The organism is Psychrobacter sp. CX5 (assembly GCF_057621535.2).
The window spans coordinates 2,060,678-2,087,138 of the sequence record NZ_CM177735.1 but is presented as its reverse complement, the minus strand read 5'-3'; the positions used below and the strand labels follow the sequence as shown (position 1 = coordinate 2,087,138).

The following is a 26,461-nucleotide window of genomic DNA, read 5'->3' as shown; positions in this document are numbered from 1 at the left end:
ACCTAGCATTTAGCTTAATAACAGAACTTAAAAACTGATATAAAACTCTCAGCTAAATATTCAAACATAGCACTTAAGCATCATATGGATCACGAAGGACAATAGTCTCATCACGATCAGGGCCAGTTGAGATAATATCGATTGGGCAATCGATTAACTGCTCAATGCGTTTGATATACTCTTTCGCTTCTTTTGGAAGATCATCATAGTTCGTGATGCCAACAGTAGAGCCTTTCCAGCCAGGCAATGTCTCATACTTTGGCGTTACCGACTCATAAAACTCTCCATCATGAGCCCCTTCACATTCTGTTTCAGGTAGATCATAACCGACACCAATACGAATCTCGTCTAAGCCATCAAGTACGTCTAGTTTGGTTAAGCAAATACCTGATAATGAGTTTAATACCACAGCGCGGCGAAGTGCTTCAGCATCAAACCAACCACAGCGGCGAGCACGGCCGGTCGTCGCACCAAACTCATGACCTACTTTGGCTAAGTGAGCGCCCACATCATCAAACAACTCAGTTGGGAATGGACCACTACCGACTCGCGTGGTATAGGCTTTAGTAATACCCAGCACGTAGTCTAAGTACAATGGCCCAATACCTGTACCTGTTGACACTCCACCAGCGGTGACGCTTGAGCTGGTCACGAACGGATAAGTCCCATGGTCGATATCAAGAAGGGTACCTTGAGCGCCTTCAAACATTAAGTTCTTGCCCGCTAGACGCAATTGATTCAGCTCTTCCGTCACATCACAAACTAAGCCTTTAAGCTCTTGTTTCCACTCTTGGCATAGCGCGTACGTTTCATCGAAGTCAATCGCGTCAACATTATAATACTGCGTCAACTGGAAGTTGTGATACTCAATTAAGTTACGTAATTTTTCATCCAGATCGTCACGGAACAGATCGGCAAGCTTAATCGCACGACGTGCCACTTTGTCTTCATAAGCGGGACCAATACCACGCCCTGTAGTACCAATTTTACCACTGCCACGCTTAGATTCACGCGCTTGGTCTAACGCAATATGGTAAGGCAGTATTAAAGGACAGTTTGGCGATATTTTAAGGCGCTCACGTACTGGCACGTTATTACTTTCAAGCTCTTTCATTTCGATCAGTAACGCCTCTGGCGACAGCACCACACCATTACCGATAAAGCAGGTGACATCTTCACGCAAAATGCCAGATGGAATGAGATGTAGAACGGTCTTTTTGCCATCTACGACTAACGTATGACCTGCATTGTGACCCCCTTGGAAGCGCGCAACCGCAGACGCTTTCTCGGTCAACAAGTCAACAATCTTGCCTTTACCTTCATCGCCCCATTGGCTACCAAGTACTACGACATTCTTACCCATAACTAATCCTTAACCACTCGTATTAAACTATAAAATGATATTGCAAAATGAAACTACAAAATTGAATGAAAGGTACTACTATTGAGAGCTACTACTATTGAGAGCTAGTGCTATTGAAAGCTACTACTATATCGACACCAAATATATCGACACCAAACTCTTTGAACTATTTTAATGACTGAAGCGCCCATTCACCTTGATCTAATACCAGTCGATGCGTAACATTATTGGGCACATCGTCCATACTTAAAGGGCTCACAACTCTATTTCCTAAATGACGTAATTCAGCGACTTTTTTATCCAAAGCCTCTGCCAAATCGGTACTACTATCCATAGCTACCTGTTGCATATCCTCATAGCTTACCAATACCAGCATAGACTCATTAAGACTAATGTAACGTTGTAAACGCGTGACCTCTAAACTAAAACCTGTGGCACTACGTGAGGGTAATGCTTCTGCAATCGCAGTTTGAGGGCTACTGCTCGAAGCGCTTAAACCCTCGCCGTTAAAACGACCGCCCCGAACCACTGCTTGAGATTCATTTTCAAAATAAGCGTTAAACACAATACCGGTATGATAATGGTAGCCAAGCTCTGTTATATCAACACTCACATTGCTCTGATAAGTCTCTTTAATATGTGCCACCATGGTTTGCACTTCTTTGACGGCTTTGATGATAGCCTCGTCGCTTGTGGCAGTATCTGACAGTGCTTGCTTTAACGACACCATATCGTGTCCATGCACCGCCAACTGATAAAAATCACTTCCCATAGGCAAGTCTTTGCAGACATTTTCAAGTTCAGGTAAGGCTTTATTAGCATATAAGTTGATTAGCACCGAGGCATCACTGTCTGATAGCCCTGCTAATTCCTTAAGACGAGCAAATATGGCAACATGACCAATATCGATATGCAAATGCTTTTTCAAATTGAGCGTATTAATCAGACAAAACAGCACATCCATCAGCTCTATATCAGCATCTAAGCTATCACTACCAAATATTTCCGCCCCTAATTGCAAAGGCGTTCGTGAACCAAACAATCCATTTGGCAACGTACGAATAACATGACCGGCGTAACAATAGCGTGCAATCTTATTGGCCTGTCCTAACTTATTTAGGTGAGCATCAATCCGTAGAATCTGAGGGGTAATATCGGCGCGGACACCCATCAAACGACCAGACAACTGATCAATAATTTTAAATGTTTGACGTTTTAGATCTTCAGAGGCATTACCTAGTAATGACTCTGTAAACTCAATCATAGGCGGGCAGATAAGTTCATATCCGCGGCTTACTAACAATTGAGTTAGCCGATAACGAAGCCTCTCTTGTTTTTGAGCTTCCTCAGATAATAAGTCGCTTACGCCATCAGGCAACAGCCATATATTATCAATGTCTGAGACATGGGATAGTTTCTTAGAAGAGTGACTTGCTGTATTGTTTAAAGATGTAGAACTGTCAGACACAAGTAATCCTTGTTTGGCGGGCCTGCTTAATATACAAATCAAGACGCCGTTACCAAATCTTTAGTTAACGTTTAAGGTTTAGTTCAGTACAAGAACTTGTATTCACAAACTATAATTGGCTCTTTTTACCTAGAATACCATCACTGTAGCTTATGAATATAGGTTATACATATTTGATCAGTAAAATATTTAATACAGTATAGATAATTAAAATGTAAACGCTTATTAGGCTATTGCTATATGTTCACCTATTATAGGTAAGGGATTAAATTGACTCAAACTTTAACCGCTTAAGTCTAGCATAGCTCACCGCTTTCGACTAGAGAAACACCTGACTATTGCAAAAAGATCTCAATATATTTTTATATGATGCCATACTCTTATTTTGCAACATTCTATTGCATCATGAAATGCGTAATACTAATAAATACCTGATGTGTTACCATTTTAGCTTATTTAGCCAAATCAAGTTTTTATATTAAAATCTCCTTGAACACAGATCATTATATACTCCACATTGAGACGCTTAACTATGTCACTTAATTATTCAGATCCGAATCACCCAGATCCAAATTTAAATCAAAGAAATGTATTGGGCACAGCGCTTGCCAGTTGTTGTTTTGACCCCATTACCGGATACTACCGTAACGGCTTTTGCCATACTGGACAACAAGATATCGGTCAACATACTGTCTGTGCAAAGATGACCAGTGAGTTCTTAAACTTTTCTGTCAAAACAGGCAATGATCTTATTACCCCAATTCCAGAATATGGGTTTCCGGGTTTAAAACCGGGTGACTATTGGTGTGTCTGTGCCTTACGTTGGATTGATGCACTAGATCATGGGACAGCACCTAAAATTAAACTAGAGGCCTGTCATGAAAGCTTACTAGAATTAGTCGACATTGACACCTTAAAGAAGTATGCGCTTTAGCTCTGCCTACTCTCTAAACATATGAAATAGGACTTACGCCAATTAGATTGATAAGAGATAGATTATTAAGCGGCTGGAAATCCTATTATTGCGTAAGTTCTGTCATAGTGTCTTAATTTCAACAAGATAAATTCACCCTTTTAGTATAATCAGTGTCAATACTCTATTTAGATTCATGAGAATGTAGAAAATCCATGCTAAATATTAAACCCAAACCTTCTGTTCGCTTAGATGATCTTTCTGTTACTCATGTCAAAGACGTTGAAGAGCAACAAGCCCTGTTATTTATGTCGTCTACCATGCCTGTATATGACCCTGACGCAGAGCGTGTTGAAGATTTTGAACGTTCTGGTATCAATGAGATCGTAAACTGCTGTGTCTATTCGCGTAAAACAGGTGAGTTTATTGAAAAAATTGAACTGGACGAAGTCAGTCGTACTCTAAGCAATAAAAGCCATTTTATTTGGCTTGGTCTGTATGATCCGAGTATTGAAACCATTGAAACCGTTCAACGGGCTTTTGATATTCATGAGTTAGCACTTGAAGATGCGTTTAATGAACATCAACGGTCAAAAATCGAAACCTTTACTGATGCCTTATTTGTGGTTGTAAGAACGGCCTACCTTGCCAATCACCATATACATTATGGTACCACTTCAATGTTTATGGGTAGTAATTACATTATAACGATTCGTACAGGTGCATCACAGTCCTACGCCCCAGTTCGCGCTTATTGCCACCGCCGACCTGAAAAAATGTCTATGGGGCCAATATTTGTATTACACGCCATCTTGGATTATGTGGTGGATAGCTACCTACCTATTACCGATAGCTTAGGTGAATATTTAAGAGAACAGGAACGTAGCCTTTTCTCATATAAATTTAGCAAAGAGATGTTGCAAAGCCTATATACCTTAAAGTCGCAGCTGGTGCATATGCGCGCGGTTATGCTCCCTGTGCAAGATATTTGTAACTTCTTTATTAATCACAAAAAAAACGAGCTGGTTTCTATCTTTCCCAGTATCGCCAAGCCCTATTTTAGGGACGTCAATGATCACCTATTACGTGCGATTGACGCGGTCAATGGGCTAAATGAGATGTTAAGTGTGGCAATGGACACTTATATGGCTATGGTCAATATGGGACAGAACGAGGTGGTACGCAAATTAGCAGCTTGGGCAGGTATTTTAGCAGTGCCGACTGCGGTGGCGGGCATCTATGGTATGAACTTTGACTTTATGCCAGAGCTGCATTACAAGTATGCCTACTTTATTGTATTACTAGCCATCTTTACCACCTGTTTTATCTTATATCGCCAGTTCCGCAAGTCAGGTTGGTTGTAGAGTTACCCTTATCTCATTTATAGTTTAACAGGTGGATTTTAAACAGCCTCCATCCTTGATTAATTAATTAATTAATTTATTTATTTGAGGTCACGTTTATTTAACCGCTCAAGCTTACGCTTTTGAACATTGTCTTCCGGTCGTCCAAACTGATTGGCTGTCCACGTCAACAAGACAATTGAGATACTCAAAACAAAAATAGCCAGCGTAATAGTCATCAATAACCATAGATGAAAGGTATCAGAGACTGCTTGCACATCGACTACCAAATGTCGAGATAACGCAGTGATTGCGATATAAATCAAAAATTGCACTGGCAGACGATGGGTTTTGAAATATATACCAATCATCGCCAGTAACTCAAGGTAGATGAACAGCATCAAAATATCTTTTAAGTCAGCGGTGCCTTTGCCGATAATACCGACAAATTCAACACCGGCTGACCATATCACCACCCCACATATTAATAATAAAGCCACATAGTGACCAATATCGACCAAAAACTCGCCTAAGCTTTGGGCTCGATCATGCCACTTATTACGTTCTAACATTTAGAGCCCCCTTGCGTTACTGTCTTTTAAAGAAAGGTGGTTCACTATTTGATAATCTGACGTATTTTTAAGCAGACTAGTGTTTACGCTTAACATTGATCCTCTAAATAACTGATCCTCTAAATAACTGATCCTCTAAATATTCGCCGCTTTTTCTGCTGCTTCAACCGTTTGACGAATCAAAGTATTGATAGTCATTGGGCCAACGCCACCTGGAACAGGGGTGTAAGCGGATGCTACCGACTCGATACCTTTGAGCTCAATGTCTCCGACTCCACCATTATCTGTCGGATGAAAGCCTGCATCAACCACAATAGCGCCTTGCTTAATCCAATCCTTTTTAATCAATTCAGGAACACCCACCGCCCCTACGATAATATCGGCACGGCTCACATGATCTGCTAAATCTTTAGTTTTGGAATGGCAGATCGTTACTGTGCAGTTGGCGTTTAATAGCATTTGCGCCATTGGCTTGCCCAAGATCGCACTGCGACCTACCACAACTGCATTCATACCTGCAAATTCAGTGCCATAATGCTTAAGCAAATACATAATGCCTTGCGGCGTACAGGAGCCATAAGCCTCCTCGCCCATACTCATACGACCAAAACCCAATGACGTCACACCATCGACGTCCTTCGCTAAGTCAATCGCATCGAAGCAAGCACGCTCATCTATTTGGGCGGGAACTGGGTGCTGAAGCAATATACCATGGACATCCGGATTGTCATTAAGCTCTTTAATTTTGGCAAGTAGCTCATCGGTCGTGGTATTTTCTGGCATGGCCACACGAATCGATTCCATTCCCACGCGCTTGCAAGCATTCCCCTTCATACGCACATACGTGGCAGAGGCAGGGTCATCCCCTACTAAAATAGTCGCTAAAATAGGCGTACGTCCTGTTTTCTCAACAAGGGCGGCTACTCGCTGACTGAGATCTTGCTCAATGTGTTTGGCAAGGGCTTTACCATCAAGTCGAGTGGCAGTGGTATCTGACATGTTGGACTCCATTAATATTAAAGTAAAATTTTATTGTCCCAATTAGGGGCTTTAGGATTGAATGATACAATTATATTTACTAACTCTTTCTTTTTACTAACTCTTTCTCTTTACTAACTTAAAGCCTGATATTGTAACCTATACAGGTCAAATAGTCCGACCCTCTTTTCAGTTGACAATGACTGGTTTGTCATACTGAAATCAGCTCTTATAAAACATAAATGTATATGTGTCGGTAAATGCCAACCTCATAGCTCAAATTAACCCTCTTACTCATTTTAACCACTCAGATTGTTCCTTTTAATCCGTCAGTTTCCTTAACATAGTCAGCAAACCCTTGGACCATTTGAAAAAAATTTAATATTTAGTTACTCTATGTTGCTCAAATTTTGCTACTTGTTCTAGTAACACGTCTGCCAATCTTTGACAAAGTTATTGACGTTAAATAAATAAATTAAGTAAATCGCTAAGTGACTAGTAAAGTAAACGCTTAAGCAATTAGTCGAGTAAGTGGTTGACTTATATTGATATTTATAACATAGCAAGCGCCATAAAGGTATTAACATCTACCTTAGTATTAGCGCTTACTTTCATATGGTGTACTCCTAAAACAGTATGAGACCCTGCAAGTACCACCGTTTCGAGATGTATTAAGCCCATTTGAATTTAATACTCATCTAAATGCGTTACATAGTTTAGCGTTCTTATTGCTGAAGACTATAGTCATTGTTTAAAACTAAAGTCATCATGCCAAGCAAGTGCATACCTATGTAATGCCAAAAATTACGCCAAGATTTTGCGCTATTAATAATGAACTTTTAAGTGCCTATCTACGCGCTAAGTGGCACTGTTGGCATATACCCATTTAAATAATAAGGATAGTACTAGGCGTTGTATAGAGTTGATTAATGGCACGACTGACATCTTTTTATCCTATAACCAACAAAGGAGATTAAGTTTGCAAACCCAAGAATTATTCCAATTCTCGGCCGTGGCTATCATTATCATGATGCTGGCCTTCTATGGAGGGACTTATTTACTCTCATTATTAATCAAAAAAGACAAAGAAAATACCACCGGCTTTATGGTAGCAGGCCATGGGGTTGGTTTTGGTATGGGCGCGGCCAGTATGACTGCCACTTGGATATGGGCAGCCTCATTTTACGCAGCAGCCACCTCAGGTTACAAATATGGATTGTCTGGCCCTATTCATTATGGATTTTGGGGGGCATTGATGATTTTATTCATCTACCCATTTGGCATGCGCTTTCGCCAACTTGCCCCAAATGGTCATACCTTAGGCGAGCTTATTAAAGCCAGACATGGATCCTCAAGCCAATTAATCTTAGCGGTTTCAAACCTCATGGGGAGTTTAATTAGCTTGATGGTCAACTTTACCGCTGCCGGAGCATTGGTATCCGTACTCTCGCCGTTATCCTTCCAAACAGGAGTGATCATCGCCGGTATTGGGGTTTTAAGCTATACCTTAAGCTCAGGATTTAGAGCTTCAGTATTTACCGACTTTGCCCAGCTGGTCGCTTTGATGGCAATCGGTGTGGTTATTATCCCTGCGGTATTGTTTGCGATGGGTGGACCTCAAGCCATGGTAGATGGGTTGCCTAACCTCACCGCTCAACAACAAGACTTCTTCTCATCCGAAGCCTTTTTTCAACAAGGTGCTCCTTATTTTGTTGCCGTATTGGCCTATGCAATCGGTAACCAGACCATTACTCAGCGTCTCTTTGCCATCGATAAGAGCAAGATTAAAGCGACTTTCGTCACAGCAACGGTCGGCTATGCCGGTATCGTTATTGGACTAGGGATGATTGGATTGATGGCATTGACGGTTGGCGTACAACCTATGAATGGCGATATGAACAATCTTATTCCGCAAATGGTTAGCAGCTACCTACATCCCGTATTCATTGCCATGTTTTTTATCTTGGTCATCGGCTCACTTTCCTCAACTGCTGACTCTGACTTATCTGCCTTATCAACCATTATGATGGCCGATGTCTACGCCAAAAATATTGCAAAAGGCAAAGCCGATCCTAAGAAGATGATGCTCGTGGGTCGTGCTACTATGATTATTGCGACAGCAGCCGGTTTGATTTTTGCCAGTTTAAAGCTTGATATCTTGGTGATGTTAGTATTCGTTGGTGCGCTTTGGGGGGCGGTGGTATTCCCTGTTATCGCCAGTGTATTCTGGGACAGGGTCACCAATCTAGCCTTCACAACTAGCGTCATTGTGGCCCTTATCTTCTTCTGTATTGCTCGTTTTGAGCTGGTATCTATGGTCGGTAATACTGCCCTATTGTTTGAGATATTGGCAAGCGTTGGCGCCGCCGTTGTGATAGGACTTATGGTTTTTGGGTTTTTAGGACGCACCTTAGGGATGATTGCAGCGGCCATTACCTTAGTGCTAATGCTGATGTTTGCTACCAACTTCCTACGTCAGTACATGGTATTGGTAGCGTCACTCACCGCGTATGGCGTGAGCACACTTGTCTGTATTGGTCTAAGCTTATTCAATAAAGAGCGTTTTGACTTTGAGCTGATTCAGCAACGAGTCGGAGACTATGACAAAAAAGCAACCTCGGCCACTTCACGCTAGACAGCTACTTTACGTTAGATATCAATATCAGCAGTTGCCTGAGCTCAACGAGGTAATATGAAAGTCACAAGACGAGTAAACGACTTAAACAGGTATTAATCAATATACTAGGAGACTATTATGAGTGTCTTTACCTACGGCTTATATATTTTAGTATGGCCTGCCATTACTCTTGCAGTACTTGTCCTGATCTGTACAGCCACCTATCGGGATATAAAAAAGGCTAAAAAAGAGAACCGTTCTATTGTCTAACAGGCAAATAATATAAACATAGTCATGTTCAGCTTGTCCGGCTTGACCACTGTCTCATTTTACAAGCTGAACTGTCTTTGTCTGATGAATGTCATATCGGTACAGCCTTGTCATTATTTATATTTAAAAAAATAGTGATTACAGCTTGTAATTTATTTTTTATTTGCTATTATAGTTCACCTCGAATGGCTGGGTGGCAGAGTGGTTATGCAGCGGATTGCAAATCCGTGGACGCCGGTTCGATTCCGACCTCAGCCTCCAAATTAAGTGTTGACGAATATTAATTTTGTGGTAATATACGCGCACTCAATAAGTTGTTGGTAACATTGAACAACTTAATTTAAAAGTTTTGCCCGGGTGGTGAAATTGGTAGACACAAGGGATTTAAAATCCCTCGATCGCAAGATCGTGCCGGTTCAAGTCCGGCTCCGGGTACCATATTTTAGTTATAAAAAGAAAGGCTTCCAAGCAATTGGAAGCCTTTTTTCTGTTTGCGTGTTTTGTGGTTTTTAAATACCCTTATAATCCCTAAGATAAATATTTAAGCTTATAAGAAACGGACTTAAGACCACTTAAATGTCTTTAAAAGCGCCCTTTCAAAATACTTATTCAACACCATAACTCATCAAAATCATAAGTCACTGCCACAACCCCTCAGCATAAATTAACGAACCATCAATTGTCGGATAACCCCTAAATTCAAGCGAAATACCTGAGCTCTTTGGCTTTAAGGTACACATTGCGCCAAGCGGAAAGCTTTGCTTACGTGCCACATGCCCAAAAGGAAGCCCCGTAAACACAGGCAGTCCCGTGATACGCTTTAATTGTCCAATGACTTCACTCATATCATATCGCGCATCATAACTGTCTTCACCTGTGCCACTAACGGCACCGAATACAATGGCCTGCTGGTGTTTAAAGGCACCTGCCAAATGCAAACTATACAGCATCCGTTCAATTTTATAAGGCTGTTCGCCTACTTCTTCTAAAAATACAATACCTCCTTCAGGCTTGGGTAAATATGAGCTGCCTACCAAAGCTGATACAATGCTTAAATTCCCTCCCCATAGAATACCTGAGAGAGGGTTGTTCAAATCGGAATAGTGTTGTGGCGGTAGATCTATGACAAGATTTGGATTGGTGATGGCGTTAACAAACTCTTGGCAACTGACTTTGTCCGGTTGACTTTTACCAAATTCGCTATACAACATAGGGGCGGATAAACTACTCATGCCACCTTGGGCCAATAATGCACATTGCAAGGCGGTCACATCGCTAAAGCCTGCCATAATACTACCCTGCTCTTTTAAGATTCGCCCTAGTGTCGGCCAATCGACATGTTCGAGAAGCCGAATAGCCCCATATCCGCCGCGTATCGCCATCAATAGTTTTGGCGCGGCAATGGCGCCGGTGGCAATATTTTGTAAGTCGCTAATTCGTTGTTGATCAGTTCCGGCAAAGCGCAGATATTGCCTTCGAGTCACTTGTGGATTTTGAATATCAAATCCAGCACAGCTTAGGCGTTGTAGCCCTATTTGATTTCGAGCGTCGTCTAGCCCAGCGTTAGAGCTTGAAAATAGACGTGTAGATATAGTGGGCCTAATACAGCTTGTATTATTGGTTTGAACAGGGGTTTGAGCAGGGGTTTGCGCAGTGGTATGCAAATGGGTTTGCGAAAGGTTATTTAAATGGTTTAGATCATTTGTGTTATAACTATTTTCTTTGTCTACAACCAATGTATTCGCTATCGCATTTTTTGAATGACTACTCCATAGACTCATTCCTGCGACACCAAACGCGGTGAACTTAAGAAATCTTCTGCGATCGATGTCACACTTATCTAATAAAACAGAGTGCTGGTTATCATTCATAGCTATCGCGACCTCTTTCGAATAAATAAGTTTGTTGCTTTATCCTATCTACAACCCAAAATATACCTCTCTCTGCGTTATAATATACAGAGATTGCAAATTCTTCCATAGATTATGGGCTTTGAGTGTCATTACCAATAGGCATCTAATGTTTTAACCGTCTTTATAAAAGCTATAAAAACCAACCCTATTAAATTAGTAGGAATTATTATGAGTTATACCTTTAACCGTACCTTTCCCCATACTCGCCTACGCCGGCTAAGAGTCAATGATAATGTTCGCGCAATGATTCGTGAAGTTGAGTTACTGCCCAAGCATTTTATCGCTCCAGTATTTGTATTAGAAGGTGAAAATCAGCGTGAAGCTGTCGCCAGTATGCCAGGCGTTGAACGCTTATCGATTGATTTATTAATTGATTATGCCAAACAGCTACTGGCTGAGGGAGTGACGACAGTCGATATCTTCCCAGTGATTGACCCAAGCTTAAAAACCGAAGATGGTAAAGCCGCTTATGATCCTGATGGCTTAGCATGCCGTGCGGTTCGTGCCCTTAAAAAAGAAGTCCCTGAGATGGTAGTTATGACGGATGTCGCCTTAGACCCCTACACCTCTCACGGTCAAGACGGTCTACTTGATGAGACAGGCTATGTGGTCAATGATGAGACAGTGGATGTCTTAGTAGAACAAGCTCTCGCCCATGCGCGAGCAGGTGCGGATATCATATCCCCTAGTGACATGATGGATGGTCGAATTCTGGCTATTCGTGAAGCCTTTGAAGCAGAAGGGTTTGTTAATACCAGCATTATGGCTTATTCCGCTAAATATGCATCTGCCTATTATGGTCCTTTCCGTGATGCGGTCGGTAGTGCCGGTAACCTGAAAGGCGGACACAAGAAGCAATATCAGATGGACTTTGGCAACCGTGCAGAGGCGCTACACGAAGTGGCGATGGATATTAATGAAGGCGCGGATATGGTCATGATCAAACCAGGTCAGCCATACTTAGACTTAATTCGTGAGGTTAAAGATACCTTTGGTGTTCCTACCTTTGCTTATCAAGTATCGGGTGAATACGCCATGCACATGGCTGCTATACAAAATGGTTGGCTAACTGATGCCGTTATATTAGAGTCACTGATTGGCTTCCGCCGTGCAGGAGCAGATGGTATTTTGACTTATTTTGCTTTAGAGGCAGCTAAGCAATTAAATGCTTTAAAATAATGTCAATTTATTCAATTTTGTTTTAGTCAAAAAAACCCCGTTAATTTATGATTAACGGGGTTTTTACAGTTATTAAGTATATTAACATTAGCGTATTGATAATCAATATTAGAAACGCTGAACGTATGAGATACCATATACCCAAGGGTTAATCTCAACAGTACCAATATCAGTACCATCTAGTTTTACATCTGGCTCAAGGTCGATGTAGCGAGCGTCTACACGAACCGCATCGGTGTCACTGAGTTTGAAATCAACACCCACATGGCCTGCCACACCCCAGCTGTCATCGATATCTAAATCAGCGCCGCCATCGATACGCTCCTCAAAGAAAGTAGTATAGTTAGCACCAACCCCAACAAAAGGCTTAACGCTAGTGCTCACGTTGTCGAAGTGATACTGTAAGGATAGCGTTGGAGGAAGATGTTGGGTTTTAGCATTGACGACTGCACCAGCAGCATTTTTCAATTCGATATCGTGATGGAATGGAATGGCCGCTAATAACTCAATACCGAAATTATTCATTGGAAAATATTCAGCAGTAATCGTTGGACGAATATCAGAGTCTACTTCTACTTTATAAGCCCCATTTGCAAGGGTTCCATTATCGCTGTCTGGATCTACATAGCCAGCACCTACACCTACAGTCCAAGTACCTGCGGTTTCTGCCATAGCAGGCGCCATACTAAAACCAGCAGCTAGAGCAGCTAAAAGTAATGCTTGACGTTTCATCATAGTATCCTCAACTTAATTTAAGTAGTCAGTAATTGATCAAAAATCGATCAAAGCGCAGAGTCATTTAAACCAAACACTACGCCTAATAATAATCTCTAAACCGTTAGAATATTACTCGCTCCTAACTGTTTGGTTGTATTATATTACATATCCTTAAATTCTGTAAGGTATTTAAACAGAAAACTGACGACTTATTAGTCGTAACTTTTTACAATTTTGTTGGTTTAATGCCTTGAAAAATGACTTGAAATCCTTAGGACTCATTCATTAACTTTTCATAATTAGGGACTTTCTTGGAATCACGTCTTTTATCCTGTCTTTATGCATAACTCACAGTCTATCTTGCAATCTTTTTATTACTCATTTTAGAGGTTGTGATTTCATCGTTAACGCCTATAATAACACCTTCGCAACTTTAAACTATCTTCCACTGTCACAAATATTTATTAAGTATAAGCACTTATATCGTTATAAAAGGCGAATTCTTAATGATTATTTAAACCTCTAAACCCTCTAAACCCTTTAAACCGTCTAAAAAAAGGTTGGCTCGAACTTATAGGGTTAGTTTAAGATTTGCGTTTTTTAAAGCTATTATATCCAAGCTTTAGAACCTGTTCGAATTTATAGCATTTGTCATTATATAAAGGTGTGTCATGAGCAAGCTAAACCCCAAACAACAAGAGGCCATGACTTATGTGACTGGTCCCCTCCTCGTTTTAGCGGGTGCAGGCTCAGGTAAAACATCGGTCATTACTCAAAAAATCGCTTACTTAATAGAACAGTGCAATATTCCTGCAGAGCGTATTACCGCCGTGACCTTTACCAACAAAGCTGCGAGAGAAATGAAGGCACGGGTATCCACCCTGATGCCGAAAGAAAAAACGCGCGGGCTAACGGTGTCTACCTTTCACCAATTTGGTTTGCAGTTTTTGCGCTATGAGCTGCTACACACTCCGTTAAAAGGCAACTTTTCTATCATGGATGCCGACGACAGTAAGCGTCTGCTGATGGAGCTTATGATGCGGGATAACTTGTCAGGTGCTGAAAGCCGAGAGCTTGTGGGTAAGGCAATTAAATTTATATCTGATTGGAAAAATAACCTTATAGAGCCAGAGAAAGCGATGGAAACTCTGGACGATCCTGAAGATATGATCTTTGCGACCCTTTATGCGTTATATGAGCGTAACCTGCGTGCTTATAATGCCGTTGACTTTGATGACTTGATTGTCTTGCCAGCTAAGATATTACGTCAAAATTCACAGCTACGAGACAAATGGCAAAACCGAATTCGCTATTTATTGGTCGATGAGTATCAAGATACCAATACCGCTCAGTATGAGCTGATTAAGCTTATCGTCGGTCCTTTGGGTAAGTTCACTGTGGTAGGTGATGACGATCAGTCTATCTATGCTTGGCGTGGGGCTCGTCCTGAAAATATGGCCTTACTAAAAGAGGACTTCCCTAAGCTCAAAGTCATTAAGCTTGAGCAAAATTACCGCTCAACTAACCGTATATTAAGTGCCGCCAACCAAGTCATTATGAATAATGAGCACTTATTTGATAAAGCACTATGGTCAGAAAAGGGTCAAGGCGAAAAAATTCGCATCATCAATTGTCGCAACGATGATGATGAATCAGAACGAGTTGCCAAAGAGATCGTGACCCATAAGCTTCGCTTTGGAAATGAGTGGGAGCAATATGCAGTGCTGTACCGCAGTAACTTTCAGGCTCGTATGCTTGAGGCTCAGCTGCGTCAGTTGCAAGTCCCCTATAAACTCTCTGGCGGACAGTCGTTCTTTGCACGTAGTGAAATTAAAGATGTAATGGGTTATTTACGCCTGATTTTAAATCCTGAAGATGACAGTGCTTTTTTACGTATTGTGAATACGCCAAAACGGGGTCTGGGGCCAGCTACGTTGGAGAAGCTAGGACTGTTTGCGCAGGAGCACAGTATTTCACTATTGGCAGCCTGTACTCACGGCGGCTTACCTCATGTACTACCAAGCAAGGCTTATAGTACGCTTAAAAGCTTTGGCGACTTCATCGAGCATTACACCCGTGAGCTTGATCAGCATCCTGATCCCGTGCCTTTGGTGCGCCAAATGATTGATGAGACAGGCTATATCGACTTTGTCCGCTCAGACTCAAAGACTCCTCAACAAGAAAAAAACCGTCTCGATAATATCGAAGTCCTTTATACCAGTATCCAAGCTTTGATCAATCGAGCAGATGACGATGATGACAAAACCATCGATGCGGTCATTCGCAAATTGGTCTTACTTGACATGCTTGAGCAGCAACAAGAAGAGGAAAACACCAATAAAGTTAATCTGATGACGCTGCACGCTGCAAAAGGGCTCGAGTTTGATTTTGTTTATATTATGGGGTTAGAAGAAGAGCTACTACCGCATCGAAATTCTATCATTGGCGAGACCATTGAAGAAGAGCGCCGCTTGATGTACGTTGGCATTACCCGTGCTCGCCGTGAACTTACGTTGACATTAGCGGCTCAGCGCCGCGGCGGTGGTCAAATGCGTACCACGACTCAAAGTCGCTTTTTAGAGGAGCTACCCGAAGAGCATTTAGACTGGCCTGCCAATGCCAAAAAGAAAAAGGCAGATCGAGATCCTCAAGAGGTGGCAAATGAGTATATGGCAAATATTAAAGCCTTACTACAGAAAAAGAAATAAATGTACTCACTATTTTAAAGCTTTAAGAGCCTGTTTTTAGACGCTTAACCGCCCCTTATCAAACATTATTTAGATTATCCAAAGGCGCCCATGTCCAGTCATACTGAAAACACAGCCAAACAAGACGCCTATCCTGAAGGGTATGATCGTGCAGACGACAAGCTAATTTATCTGCAGCGGCTAGTCTATGATCGAAATGAAACCCAAATAGCTGAGTTCTTAAGTGAGCAGTCTGATTATGAGATTGCCAGCCTACTTGAGTCATTCCCACCCGATTCTCGTCAAATAATTTGGGAACAAGTCCCTGTCGACATGAAGGGACAGGTTCTAGCTGAAGTTGAGGATGATATTCGCCCATCATTGATGGAGAATATGCTAGCAAAAGAGATCGAGACGCTGGCAGAAGATCTAGACGCGCAGGACATTGCAGAGATCTTAGACACGGTAGATGACAAAGTTCGATCTGAGGTGATGTCCCATCTTGATGAAGAGCTTCGTCAGCAGGTCAGTCATCTTAATACCTATGAAGAGTATGAAGTGGGTGACTATATGGACCCGGATACTATTCAGATTCAGGGCAATATTACCCTCGAGCAAGTTCAGTCCAAGTTACGCCAAGATGAAGACTTACTGGATGATCAAACTCAAGAGCTCATCGTGGTGGACGCCAGCAATCAGCTGTTGGGTTTGTTAAGCTTAGTAGATTTAATTAAATATCCGCAGCACTCTTTGGTTGAGCAATGGATTGATCCTGCCATTACCATCAATGATCGGATGGATATCCAAGATGCAGCCGCCGTCATTCGCTCATCTGACATACGTTATGCGCCAGTGGTCAATAGCCATGGCGAGCTTGTAGGCCAGCTAAATGCTGAAGATATCATGGAGATTATTCAAGACGATGTCGACAGTACGATGAAGCACTTAGCGGGTGTTAGTGATGATGAAGAGCTGTTTGCACCCATTTTACGAAGTGCCAAAAGTCGTAGTGTCTGGTTAGGTATTAACCTATTAACAGCACTACTTGCGGCAGTTGTCATTGGACAATTTGAAGAGGTATTGGCCCAAGTCGTTGCACTGGCAGTCTTAATGCCAGTCGTGGCTAGTATGGGTGGTATATCTGGTAGTCAAACATTAACTGTGGTTATTCGCGGTTTGGCCATGGGTCAAATCGGGGGCTCAAACCGATTATGGCTGATGAACAAAGAGCTATGGGTAGGGGCAATCAATGGGGTTATTTGGGCATTGATCATGGCGGTCATTGCTCAGTTTTGGTTCCATGATCCTAAAATTAGTGTGGTTATCGCCTGCGCTATCGCCATAAATATGACCGCCGCTAATGTGGCAGGTATTGGTATTCCTTTATTACTGAAACGTATGGATATCGATCCCGCATTATCGGCATCGGTTATATTGACCACAGTGACGGATATTGTCGGCTTTATGTCCTTCTTAGGTCTCGCAAGTCTCCTAATTTTATAGGTAAATTCTCGTCACCTCAGTTTTAAAATAGCTGTCAATAATACAGCTAACTCTATAACCGTTATAAATAAAAGGGTAAATTATGAACTCCGTTCAAGTCAAGGTTTTAAATCCTAAGATAGGCACAGACCCCAAGTTTCCTATGCCCAGTCGAGCAACTGATGGATCTGCGGGTATTGATTTACGTGCTTGTATTGATGACTCCATTACCATTAAAGCAGGTGAAACGCAGCTTATTGGCACTGGTCTGGCGATATATATTGCCGATCCCAATTATGCCGGAATTATCTTGCCGCGTTCAGGACTCGGTCATAAGCATGGTATTGTCTTGGGAAATTTAGTCGGTCTTATTGATGCCGATTACCAAGGGGAGCTTATGGTCAGTGTCTGGAACCGCAGTAATACAGATTTTGTACTCAATCCTGCTGAGCGTATGGCTCAATATATGGTTGTTCCTGTGGTACGACCAGAGTTTGAAGTCGTCTCAGAGTTTACGGAGCAAAGTGCGCGTGGTGCTGGCGGGTTTGGTCACTCCGGTCGCGATTAAGAAAAAATTAGGGTTGTCATTATGCGCCTAGCCTACCCTCTATTTTAAATATTAATTTAACCTTGTATTAATAGGTATAGTGATTTTAATTAAGCAATTATTCATTCAATTCTCTACCTATTTTCTACTTTCATTGACACGGCAATCAGTATTTTAGGTCTACTACCAGATTCCAATTTATAACTCAACAGGATAAAAGTATTATAAATAGTTGTATATCAGTTATAATGAAAGTTTACATGTAAACAGGTTTATGACGTGTCCTCTTTTGCTTTTTCTGCTCAGCACATTCTGTTCAAGGCTTACGATATAAGAGGTGAGCGTCATTATTTCAGCCTTGAATTTACGAAAGCAGTCAGTCAAGCCCTTGTTTGCCATTTTTTTGATAAAGCTAAGTTCTTGGATAAAGGGCACATTTTTGATAAAGGAAAAATAAATACAGTCGTCATTGGCTACGATGTACGACATGGCAGTCAAGAGATCGCAAAGCAATTAGCCAATAGCTTTTATGAAAATGGTGTGGAAGTCATTTGGCTAGGCATGGTGACGACTCCGATTATGGCCTATTGGGCTAACCAGTTTCAAGGACATGGACTTATCGCCACTGCCAGTCATTCTGAGGCAAGCTATATTGGCATTAAATGGTTAATCAGTGGTGAGTCACCAAGTAGCGAGGACATTCAGGATGTTTATAAAATTAGTAATGACCTTGCTCAAAATCCGTCTGAACATACATCTTCTGCCCATATATCATCTGCATGTAAATCATCTGATTATAAGTCGCCTGCACATAACCTGTCCTTAATGAATAAGAGCACACTTCAACCGAACAAAACACACCCTAAACTGCCTAATGATAAACAAACTGTCAATCGAAGCTATTATGATGAAAATGCTTTAGATCTTAAGGTTTTAGACCCTGATATAGTGTTAGAGCGTTATATCGAAGCTACTCAACACGCATTGGACTCTATCAATAAAAATCAAGCTCAGAGTATAACTACTACGGCGCATACCGATAATCCGACCTTTAAAGTCGTCATAGACTGTTTAAATGGTGTCACGGGACTGTTCGCTGAGTCTTTTTTTACAAGACACCCAAACTTATGTTCAGACGTCATTTTACTCAATAACGTACCTGACGGAGATTTTCCGAAAGGCAATCCTGATCCTATGGAGGATCAAAGACTGCAAGAGCTCTGTCAAGCGGTCGTTGAAAATGGTGCCGATATTGGCTTAAGCTTTGATGGTGATGGTGATCGCTTAATGGTAGTCGATCATCAAGGCCACCCCGTAGCCCCAGATCATCTGCTGTATCTGTTAGCCCGCGTTGCTGTTGAAGACTATAGTCATAAAGACCTTCAAGACCGATTATCTGACTCGTCGTTATTAAGCCAACCTGAAAGCACTCCATTACCTAATGAGAATAACCCTCAGATACCGATCGTCATTTTTGATGTGAAGTGCTCTCATCATCTGCCAGTATTGATTAAGCAAATTGGCGCAAACGGGCAAATGAGTAAAACCGGCAGTAGTATCTTCCGCCGTGCACTACAAGCTAAGAAATATGGGACAAAAGATCCCGTCTTATTTGCAGGCGAGTTGTCAGGACATTTTATATTTAACGATGGTCACTTTTTATTGCATGATGATGCCATGTATGCGGCACTTCGTCTGTTAAATTGGTTACAGAAGCAGCCTAAAGATCCTGTTACGAACAAGCCTATTTATATCTCTGACATTATAAATACCTTACCGCCGATGGTGAGTACAGCAGATGTCTACTTACCAGTGGACAATTATCAACCTATTGAAAGACATGATCCTTATGGTTTGTATGGCCTAGAGGAATGGGCGAAAGACGATGACAGGGAAGTTGAAAATATCAGACAATCCATCATAAGTCGACTGACCGCACTATGCAAAAAACTGCAAAATAGTCAGTCAACTTGTTCTACTCATGCAACTGCTCTTAATCATACGACGAGCAAAACCTATAATGCCTTGTCTCATCATACTTTAGCTGAAGGCTTGCCAGAAGATATCCGTCTGACCTTTATTGATGGGCTACGTTTGGACTTTACCCATGGTTTTGGGATAATAAGGTCCTCGAGAACCAGTGATAAGCTGACCGTACGCTTTGCAGGTGATACGCTATCTGACTTGCAAAATGTCCAAAATTATTTCGTTAGACTCTGTCAATCGGTTAGTCAAGACTTGGCAAATCAAGTCGCTAAAATTAATATTCAAAGCTAGTTTCATTTATAACGTTTTCAATTTAAAGCCAAATGCATTTAAAGCCACTTTTCATTCTATGCCAGTCATATTGCAAACTAACCTCTAAATTGATCAGACATTGATGAACTTCAAATGAGCTTTTTAAATTTTCAGCATGCTTGAAATTTTCTACATTAATTTACCGTCTTTTACTCAATTATTTGCTTTTATTGGCTATAATTATGCCACTTCACCCTACTTTTAACCCGAAAGAAGAGTTACTCATGTCTTTAAACCTTGCAGAAGCCAAAACCACTGCCGAAGTTCTTACCACCGCCCTACCTTATATTCAACGTTTCGAAGATAAAATTATCGTGGTCAAGTATGGCGGCAATGCCATGACGGATCCTGAGCTTGAAAGCTCATTTGCACGTGACATTGTTTTACTTAAAACGGTCGGGTTACATCCTGTCGTGGTACACGGTGGTGGACCGCAGGTTGATAATTTGCTTAAAGAGTTAGGTCGTCAATCAGATCGTATTGATGGCATGCGAATTACAGATAAATCGACCATGGATGTCGTTGAAATGGTGCTAGGCGGTAGCGTCAATAAATCAATCGTCAGCTTAATTAATAAGCATGGCGGTCGTGCCATCGGTCTTACAGGCAAAGATGCTAACTTAATTCTTGCAAAAAAATTAAAAATGAGCAAAGTAGATAGTGCGGGTCAAAGTACAGAAATTGATCTGGGCTTTGTGGGAGAAGTGGTCAGTGTCAACAAAGACGTCATTATGATGTTAATCGCGTCCAACTTTATACCAGTTATCGCCCCTATCGGCGTTGATCAAGACGGTAATAGCTATAATATTAATGCAGATTTAGTGGCGGGGAAAGTGGCAGAATTTATCCAAGCAGAAAAGCTTATGCTGCTGACCAATATTAAAGGTGTGTTGGATAAACAGGGCAATGTTGTGACAGGTCTGACACCGAAGAAGGTGGATGGGTTAATCGAAGATGGGACAATTTCAGGTGGCATGATACCAAAGATTCAGTGCGCGCTTGACGCCGTGCGTGGGGGTGTCAAAAGTGCCGTTATCGTTGATGGACGTGTGCCAAATGCTACCTTGTTAGAGATCTTTACTAACGAAGGTGTTGGTACCTTAATTAGCCGCGATCTTGAGAGTGCATTGAGTTAACTAGATCAATCATCTGTCAACAAGATTTAATCTAATTAGAGCTCTTTAAAATTATAAGATATTTTGAAATTATAGGATTTACGTAAATTAGGATATAAACATCCTGCATTTTTACATAAATCCTATAGGTTACTCAATCTAAAAATCAACCTATCAAAGACAGCAATTGTACACTGTTCGCTAATAAGCGCAAAACTCTACTGAGCTATAGTTGTCATTGCCATAAACTTTCATATAATGATTGCCCTTACTTTCCGTATAGTAGGTCATGCTATCATCATAGTTATCTCTAACCCCTTCAAGACGTCCACTAGGGCCTTCAACATAGGCCACATTTAATTGATCATTTCCCATATTACGAATGACCATCTCTTGATTGGGCTGTAGCCATAAACGAAACTTTTTGCCATCTTTCATATATCCAGAAAAACTACCACAATAACTACCATCGGCGAAAGTGACTTTCGTGGACTGCTCCGCCGCTTGCACTGGTAAAGCAAATAGACAACCGATCGTTAGCGCTGAGATCATCAAAACATTTTTCATATTTTTCCCTTAAAAAAGTTAATAAAACTTATATTTATAACTTATATTTATAAAAAGCAACCTATCGAGTAAACCAAATCTAATTTAGTCTAAGCAATACCTTTAATGGGCTAAGCTAGTTCGACAAAGTAAAGTTACTTTTCTAAATTGTTATAAACTTATTGAGGCATTCCTTATAATAATACACAACTCATTTAATAAATACTGAGCTATATTATGAAGTTTATATGAATTGTTATTAACGAAGGCTAAATCACTGTTTAAATATTACATTCTCTCACTATTAACTTAAAATAATCTATATCATCAATACTCATTAATTTTTAACATCCTTTATTTAAGCAAAAGCTTCTGAATACTCTGCGTCATCAAAGCCACACAATAAAATATCTTTAGCCTCGTACTTGCCTTCTAAAACGCCTTCTACAATAGGACGCTTAATCATACTGGTATTCTCAATTAATAACGCTATTGCCGCATCGATATTGTCATCAGCAGCTTGCTTTTGTTCTTCAGTCAGCTTGCGCCACGTGGTGCCTCGTTTATTGAGTACTTTTTCAATACCAAGCTTATCGACCCAGCGCTCAACATGTGCTTTATCGATACCTTGCTTTTTGTAGTCATGAAACTCGTAAGCTACGCCCATGTCATCCAATTTAGTAAACGCTTTTTTCATCGTGCTACAGGCTTTGATACCGTAGATTGTCATTGTCATCATTGTCTCCAGTTAATATTAAGGTGTGTGATTTCAGTATATGTGTTCAGTAAACGTAAGTCCTTTAATAGCTTCTTTAAGAACCTGTATTCACAAGCTGCCGTTATGATATTTTTAGGCAAAAAGAGCCAATTATAGAGTGTGAATACCGGTTCAAAACCAGCTTAATAGCATTTACTTTACGATGTCAATGAAACGCTAAAGTTAGTGCATACCATCGCAATTTTAGTCAATTTACGCTATCCTATCGTATCTGATTATTATCCTTAATTTTACTCTTTTTCATCAAAACCTTAGGGCATGTTCAACACACCCTATTAAAAACATCCAACTTAGAGCCTATTATGAGCACTGCAGCATCCGAACAACTAAATTCTAATCATTATCAACCCCATATCATCGAAGCTGAACAACAAGCGAAATGGGAGGCTGACAAACGTTTTGAAATCAGTAACGATATTAGCAAAGACGCCAATACCCGTTATATGCTGTCTATGTTCCCTTATCCTAGCGGTAAACTGCACATGGGGCATGTTCGTAACTACACCATCTCTGATGTTCTGAGCCGTTATTATCGCTTAAAGGGCGACAAAGTCTTACAACCGATGGGTTGGGATGCGTTCGGCATGCCAGCAGAAAATGCCGCAATCGCTAATCAAGTGGCTCCGGCTAAATGGACCTTTGATAATATTGACAACATGCGTGCCCAGTTGAAGACCTTGGGTCTGTCTATTGATTGGTCACGTGAATTTGCCACTTGTACGCCAGAGTACTATCGCTGGGAGCAATGGTTCTTTTTACAGTTATACAAAAAAGGCTTGGTGTATAAAAAGCTTGCAACAGTAAACTGGGATCCGGTGGATAACACCGTACTGGCTAATGAACAAGTCATTGACGGTAAGGGGTGGCGTAGTGGCGCCCCTGTCGAAAAACGTGATATCCCAATGTATTACTTTAAGATCACAGAGTATGCTGATGAGCTGTTAGATGACCTTGATGAGTTAGAAGGTCAATGGCCAAGTGATGTCATTACTATGCAGCGTAATTGGATCGGTCGAAGCCAAGGTATGGAAGTGCATTTTCCTTATAAAAATACCGACGACATTAGTACCTTAGACGTCTTTACGACTCGTCCAGACACCCTTATGGGGGTTACTTATGTGGCAGTGGCAGCAGAACATCGCCTTGCTAAATTGGCTGCTGAGCAAGATCCAAAAATAGCGGCGTTTTGTGACGCCTGCAAATTAGGATCTGTTGCGGAAGCGGATCTGGCCAAAGCTGACAAAGTAGGGATGGATACGGGCTTAACGGTCACTCACCCATTAACAGGAGAAGAAGTGCCTGTGTGGGTCGCCAACTATGTGTTAATGAGCTATGGCTCAGGTGCTGTCATGGCTGTTCCTGCTCATGATGAGCGTGACTTTGAGTTCGCTACCAAATACGGCTTACCGATTAAAACCGTTATCAAAACACCAGAAGATCATGAAGGGCCTTACACCGAACGGGGTACGTTGGTTAACTCTGGGGAGTTTGACGGTCTTGATTTTGAGGCCTCTTTTGAGGCCATGTTGGCCAAACTTGAGCCTCAGAACTTAGCGTCGCGTAAGATTCAGTTTCGTCTGCGAGATTGGGGGGTCTCTCGTCAGCGTTATTGGGGTTGTCCCATCCCGATGATCAACTGTGAGTATTGCGGTAATGTCCCCGTCGAAGAGTCGGAGTTACCTATTAAGCTACCGACAGATGTGGTACCGGATGGGCGTGGCAACCCTCTAAAAAACATACCTGAATTTGTCAATACAACCTGTCCTAAGTGTGGTGGCCCTGCCGAGCGTGAAACCGATACCTTTGATACCTTTATGGAGTCTAGCTGGTATTATGCGCGCTTTGCCAGCCCTAATGACGATACCCAAATGGTCGATAAGTCAGCTGCTGATACGTGGTTACCCGTTGACCAGTACGTCGGGGGTATTGAGCACGCGGTCATGCACTTATTGTATGCGCGCTTCTATCATAAGTTAATGCGTGATGAAGGCTTAGTCTCTGGCAATGAGCCCTTTAAAAACCTTCTAACCCAAGGTATGGTGTTGGCGGGAACGTTATATCGTAGCAATGATGATGGCAGTAAGACTTACTACTTCGCAGAAGAAGTAGATATTAACTTCGATGAGCGTGGACAAGCCGTTAGTGCGACCTTAAAAAAGGATGGCCTGCCAGTCACTATTGGCAAAATTGAAAAAATGTCGAAGTCAAAAAACAATGGTGTCGACCCTCAAACGACCATCGATCAATATGGGGCAGATACGGTACGATTATACACCTTGTTTGCTGCCCCTGCTGATCAGACGTTGGAATGGTCAGATGACTCATTAAAAGGTCCCTATAACTTCTTGAAAAAAGTATGGCGTGAAACGCAAGATCATATACAGGCACTCAAAGATCAAGAGGTATCTTTGGACAGTTTACCGAATATAACGTCCATGGATAGCAGTCAGTTGTCAAGCTCTGCCAAAGACTTACGCCGAAAAGCGCATGACGTTATCGCTAAGATTGACAATGACCTTGGTGAACGTCTATCTTTGAACACACCGGTGTCAAGCTTGATGGAACTGGCGAATGCGCTCAGTGCTTTCACCTCAAAAAACAAGCAGCTTGATGCCACCTTACTTGCTGTTCAGCATGAAGCTATCGTTACATTGCTGACTATATTGTCGGTTTACGCTCCCCATATTTCCGAGTACTTATTAGAGCAGTTGTCTATCGACACCACAAACCTGACTTATCCAAAACTTGATGAAACTGCGTTGGTTCAAGATACCATTACTATGGTCATTCAGGTTAACGGTAAGGTTCGTGGTAAGATGGAGGTCGCGCCAGATAGCGATGCCGAAACTCTAAAAGCACAAGCTAAGCAAGTAGAGAGCGTGGTCAAATATCTAACGGGTGACATTAAAAAAGAGATTGTGGTACCTAATAAATTGGTCAATATCGTTGTGGCGGGATAAGTATGACTCATAATCGTTTAAGCATCGCTTTAACTACCTCTATTTTAGCCACTGTCACCTTTGCTGCGCCACTGGTGTTGACAGGTTGTGGGTTTCATCTGCGTGGCTATGAGGCCCCCCTATCTTATGTGGTCGGTAGTACTGTGCTTAGCATAGACGATGACCCTACCAGCTTCCGTTTAAAACGACCTTTAAAGGACAAACTAAACGATGTGGGGGTAAATGTTGTCGATGATATAGGACGTCAAATCAATAGTAGTAACCAGTTATATACGGCCACTATTCGAGTCGATAATATTAGGTTTAAACGTTACGAACTGGTCGGGGTATTGACCGAAGTGCGTTTGGTATTATCGGCTGATGTCACGTATCAGTCACTAAATAATACCAATGGTCATTTTAATGAGCCGGTTATTGTCAAAAATACTATACAGGTCGAGCGCACTTATCAGTTTGACGAGGCGTCGGTCAGTATTGAGGACAAGCAAGGTCAGCAGATTCAAGGTTGGTTATATGAGAACTTAGCTCAACGCATCACAGATCAATACGTGGCGTTAAGCCTACCTCGCCAAGCGCCTAGTGCAGCACCCGCTGAGGGAACTAAACCTTCAGAGCCCTTTGCGTTAAGTAATCCCGCTAACTCACGGTAATTAAGGATAACTTCCGATAACTACCAATCATTCCCGATAAATTAGGATAGGGCCAATTTGATTGA

The 26,461-nt window shown here is 41.6% G+C and carries 20 protein-coding genes and 2 tRNA genes; 14 read left to right on the top strand and 8 right to left on the bottom strand.

Going from position 1 to position 26,461, the window contains the following annotated elements; translation table 11 throughout:
* Positions 1–73: 73 nt before the first annotated feature.
* Positions 74–1,363 carry an adenylosuccinate synthase gene (locus tag AC21OG_RS08155; RefSeq protein WP_487377688.1) on the bottom strand — a complete coding sequence of 430 codons (1,290 nt, stop codon included), beginning with the start codon at positions 1,361–1,363 and terminating at the stop codon, positions 74–76.
* Positions 1,364–1,529: 166 nt separating this feature from the next.
* The gene (locus AC21OG_RS08150) at positions 1,530–2,831 is read right to left on the bottom strand and encodes an ATP phosphoribosyltransferase regulatory subunit (RefSeq protein ID WP_487377689.1); all 1,302 of its coding nucleotides are present in this window, start codon (positions 2,829–2,831) and stop codon (positions 1,530–1,532) included.
* Positions 2,832–3,363: 532 nt separating this feature from the next.
* Between AC21OG_RS08150 and AC21OG_RS08145 the strand changes: the two genes are divergently transcribed.
* Together AC21OG_RS08145 and corA are read left to right on the top strand one after the other, a co-directional pair.
* Positions 3,364–3,765: a DUF2237 family protein gene (locus tag AC21OG_RS08145; protein WP_487377690.1), complete on the top strand. Its 402-nt coding sequence runs from the start codon at positions 3,364–3,366 to the stop codon at positions 3,763–3,765.
* Between the two features lie 287 nt (positions 3,766–4,052).
* Positions 4,053–5,108 (top strand): magnesium/cobalt transporter CorA, encoded by a 1,056-nt coding sequence (gene corA, locus AC21OG_RS08140; protein ID WP_486546950.1) that lies wholly within the window; start codon positions 4,053–4,055, stop codon positions 5,106–5,108.
* Between the two features lie 80 nt (positions 5,109–5,188).
* Here corA and AC21OG_RS08135 read toward each other — a convergent pair whose 3' ends face one another.
* Positions 5,189–5,659: a phosphate-starvation-inducible protein PsiE gene (locus tag AC21OG_RS08135; RefSeq protein WP_486546846.1), complete on the bottom strand. Its 471-nt coding sequence runs from the start codon at positions 5,657–5,659 to the stop codon at positions 5,189–5,191.
* 135 nt (positions 5,660–5,794) lie between these two features.
* Positions 5,795–6,658 carry a bifunctional methylenetetrahydrofolate dehydrogenase/methenyltetrahydrofolate cyclohydrolase FolD gene (gene folD / locus AC21OG_RS08130; protein ID WP_487377691.1) on the bottom strand — a complete coding sequence of 288 codons (864 nt, stop codon included), beginning with the start codon at positions 6,656–6,658 and terminating at the stop codon, positions 5,795–5,797.
* A 1,006-nt stretch (positions 6,659–7,664) separates the two neighbouring features.
* Here folD and AC21OG_RS08125 point away from each other — a divergent pair.
* From AC21OG_RS08125 to AC21OG_RS08110, 4 genes are all read left to right on the top strand, one after another.
* A complete protein-coding gene (locus tag AC21OG_RS08125) occupies positions 7,665–9,272 on the top strand; it encodes a sodium:solute symporter family protein (protein WP_487377725.1) in 1,608 nt (535 codons plus the stop codon).
* Positions 9,273–9,392: 120 nt separating this feature from the next.
* Positions 9,393–9,524: a putative transporter small subunit gene (locus tag AC21OG_RS08120; protein WP_486546848.1), complete on the top strand. Its 132-nt coding sequence runs from the start codon at positions 9,393–9,395 to the stop codon at positions 9,522–9,524.
* A gap of 187 nt (positions 9,525–9,711) precedes the next feature.
* Positions 9,712–9,785 (top strand) — tRNA-Cys (locus AC21OG_RS08115).
* A 90-nt stretch (positions 9,786–9,875) separates the two neighbouring features.
* Positions 9,876–9,962 (top strand) — tRNA-Leu (locus AC21OG_RS08110).
* 200 nt (positions 9,963–10,162) lie between these two features.
* Here AC21OG_RS08110 and AC21OG_RS08105 read toward each other — a convergent pair.
* A complete protein-coding gene (locus AC21OG_RS08105) occupies positions 10,163–11,395 on the bottom strand; it encodes an LD-carboxypeptidase (RefSeq protein ID WP_487377692.1) in 1,233 nt (410 codons plus the stop codon).
* A 210-nt stretch (positions 11,396–11,605) separates the two neighbouring features.
* On the opposite strand from AC21OG_RS08105, the gene hemB reads away from it, so the two are divergent.
* Positions 11,606–12,616 (top strand): porphobilinogen synthase, encoded by a 1,011-nt coding sequence (hemB, locus tag AC21OG_RS08100; RefSeq protein WP_487377693.1) that lies wholly within the window; start codon positions 11,606–11,608, stop codon positions 12,614–12,616.
* Between the two features lie 108 nt (positions 12,617–12,724).
* Here the strand turns inward: hemB and AC21OG_RS08095 are convergent, their stop codons facing one another.
* Positions 12,725–13,351 (bottom strand): OmpW/AlkL family protein, encoded by a 627-nt coding sequence (locus AC21OG_RS08095; protein ID WP_487377694.1) that lies wholly within the window; start codon positions 13,349–13,351, stop codon positions 12,725–12,727.
* A 653-nt stretch (positions 13,352–14,004) separates the two neighbouring features.
* On the opposite strand from AC21OG_RS08095, the gene AC21OG_RS08090 reads away from it, so the two are divergent.
* From AC21OG_RS08090 to argB, 5 genes are all read left to right on the top strand, one after another.
* The gene (locus AC21OG_RS08090) at positions 14,005–16,041 is read left to right on the top strand and encodes a UvrD-helicase domain-containing protein (protein ID WP_487377695.1); all 2,037 of its coding nucleotides are present in this window, start codon (positions 14,005–14,007) and stop codon (positions 16,039–16,041) included.
* A 90-nt stretch (positions 16,042–16,131) separates the two neighbouring features.
* Positions 16,132–17,523 (top strand): magnesium transporter, encoded by a 1,392-nt coding sequence (gene mgtE, locus AC21OG_RS08085; protein WP_487377696.1) that lies wholly within the window; start codon positions 16,132–16,134, stop codon positions 17,521–17,523.
* Positions 17,524–17,605: 82 nt separating this feature from the next.
* Positions 17,606–18,070: a dUTP diphosphatase gene (gene dut / locus AC21OG_RS08080; RefSeq protein WP_487377697.1), complete on the top strand. Its 465-nt coding sequence runs from the start codon at positions 17,606–17,608 to the stop codon at positions 18,068–18,070.
* Between the two features lie 258 nt (positions 18,071–18,328).
* The gene (locus AC21OG_RS08075; protein ID WP_487377698.1) at positions 18,329–20,326 is read left to right on the top strand and encodes a phosphohexomutase domain-containing protein; all 1,998 of its coding nucleotides are present in this window, start codon (positions 18,329–18,331) and stop codon (positions 20,324–20,326) included.
* Between the two features lie 245 nt (positions 20,327–20,571).
* Entirely contained in the window at positions 20,572–21,483 is a 912-nt protein-coding gene (gene argB / locus AC21OG_RS08070; protein ID WP_487377726.1) for an acetylglutamate kinase, read from the top strand.
* A 180-nt stretch (positions 21,484–21,663) separates the two neighbouring features.
* Here the strand turns inward: argB and AC21OG_RS08065 are convergent, their stop codons facing one another.
* Both AC21OG_RS08065 and AC21OG_RS08060 read right to left on the bottom strand, forming a co-directional pair.
* Entirely contained in the window at positions 21,664–22,029 is a 366-nt protein-coding gene (locus AC21OG_RS08065) for a hypothetical protein (protein WP_487377699.1), read from the bottom strand.
* A 337-nt stretch (positions 22,030–22,366) separates the two neighbouring features.
* Positions 22,367–22,744 (bottom strand): arsenate reductase, encoded by a 378-nt coding sequence (locus AC21OG_RS08060; RefSeq protein WP_487377700.1) that lies wholly within the window; start codon positions 22,742–22,744, stop codon positions 22,367–22,369.
* Between the two features lie 344 nt (positions 22,745–23,088).
* Here AC21OG_RS08060 and leuS point away from each other — a divergent pair, with 344 nt between their 5' ends.
* Both leuS and AC21OG_RS08050 read left to right on the top strand, forming a co-directional pair.
* Positions 23,089–25,746, top strand: coding sequence for a leucine--tRNA ligase (gene leuS, locus AC21OG_RS08055; RefSeq protein WP_487377701.1), 2,658 nt, complete (start codon positions 23,089–23,091; stop codon positions 25,744–25,746).
* A gap of 2 nt (positions 25,747–25,748) precedes the next feature.
* A complete protein-coding gene (locus tag AC21OG_RS08050) occupies positions 25,749–26,396 on the top strand; it encodes an LPS-assembly lipoprotein LptE (protein ID WP_487377702.1) in 648 nt (215 codons plus the stop codon).
* Positions 26,397–26,461: the final 65 nt, after the last annotated feature.

What these genes read in the sequence shown, in the direction of transcription:
- AC21OG_RS08155 (WP_487377688.1), bottom strand. Translation starts at nt 1,363, where the DNA reads ATGGGTAAGAATGTCGTAGTACTTGGTAGCCAATGGGGCGATGAAGGT.
- AC21OG_RS08145 (WP_487377690.1), top strand. Translation starts at nt 3,364, where the DNA reads ATGTCACTTAATTATTCAGATCCGAATCACCCAGATCCAAATTTAAAT.
- corA (WP_486546950.1), top strand. Translation starts at nt 4,053, where the DNA reads ATGTCGTCTACCATGCCTGTATATGACCCTGACGCAGAGCGTGTTGAA.
- AC21OG_RS08135 (WP_486546846.1), bottom strand. Translation starts at nt 5,659, where the DNA reads ATGTTAGAACGTAATAAGTGGCATGATCGAGCCCAAAGCTTAGGCGAG.
- folD (WP_487377691.1), bottom strand. Translation starts at nt 6,658, where the DNA reads ATGTCAGATACCACTGCCACTCGACTTGATGGTAAAGCCCTTGCCAAA.
- AC21OG_RS08125 (WP_487377725.1), top strand. Translation starts at nt 7,665, where the DNA reads ATGATGCTGGCCTTCTATGGAGGGACTTATTTACTCTCATTATTAATC.
- AC21OG_RS08120 (WP_486546848.1), top strand. Translation starts at nt 9,393, where the DNA reads ATGAGTGTCTTTACCTACGGCTTATATATTTTAGTATGGCCTGCCATT.
- AC21OG_RS08105 (WP_487377692.1), bottom strand. Translation starts at nt 11,395, where the DNA reads ATGAATGATAACCAGCACTCTGTTTTATTAGATAAGTGTGACATCGAT.
- hemB (WP_487377693.1), top strand. Translation starts at nt 11,606, where the DNA reads ATGAGTTATACCTTTAACCGTACCTTTCCCCATACTCGCCTACGCCGG.
- AC21OG_RS08095 (WP_487377694.1), bottom strand. Translation starts at nt 13,351, where the DNA reads ATGATGAAACGTCAAGCATTACTTTTAGCTGCTCTAGCTGCTGGTTTT.
- AC21OG_RS08090 (WP_487377695.1), top strand. Translation starts at nt 14,005, where the DNA reads ATGAGCAAGCTAAACCCCAAACAACAAGAGGCCATGACTTATGTGACT.
- mgtE (WP_487377696.1), top strand. Translation starts at nt 16,132, where the DNA reads ATGTCCAGTCATACTGAAAACACAGCCAAACAAGACGCCTATCCTGAA.
- dut (WP_487377697.1), top strand. Translation starts at nt 17,606, where the DNA reads ATGAACTCCGTTCAAGTCAAGGTTTTAAATCCTAAGATAGGCACAGAC.
- argB (WP_487377726.1), top strand. Translation starts at nt 20,572, where the DNA reads ATGTCTTTAAACCTTGCAGAAGCCAAAACCACTGCCGAAGTTCTTACC.
- AC21OG_RS08065 (WP_487377699.1), bottom strand. Translation starts at nt 22,029, where the DNA reads ATGAAAAATGTTTTGATGATCTCAGCGCTAACGATCGGTTGTCTATTT.
- AC21OG_RS08060 (WP_487377700.1), bottom strand. Translation starts at nt 22,744, where the DNA reads ATGACAATGACAATCTACGGTATCAAAGCCTGTAGCACGATGAAAAAA.
- leuS (WP_487377701.1), top strand. Translation starts at nt 23,089, where the DNA reads ATGAGCACTGCAGCATCCGAACAACTAAATTCTAATCATTATCAACCC.
- AC21OG_RS08050 (WP_487377702.1), top strand. Translation starts at nt 25,749, where the DNA reads ATGACTCATAATCGTTTAAGCATCGCTTTAACTACCTCTATTTTAGCC.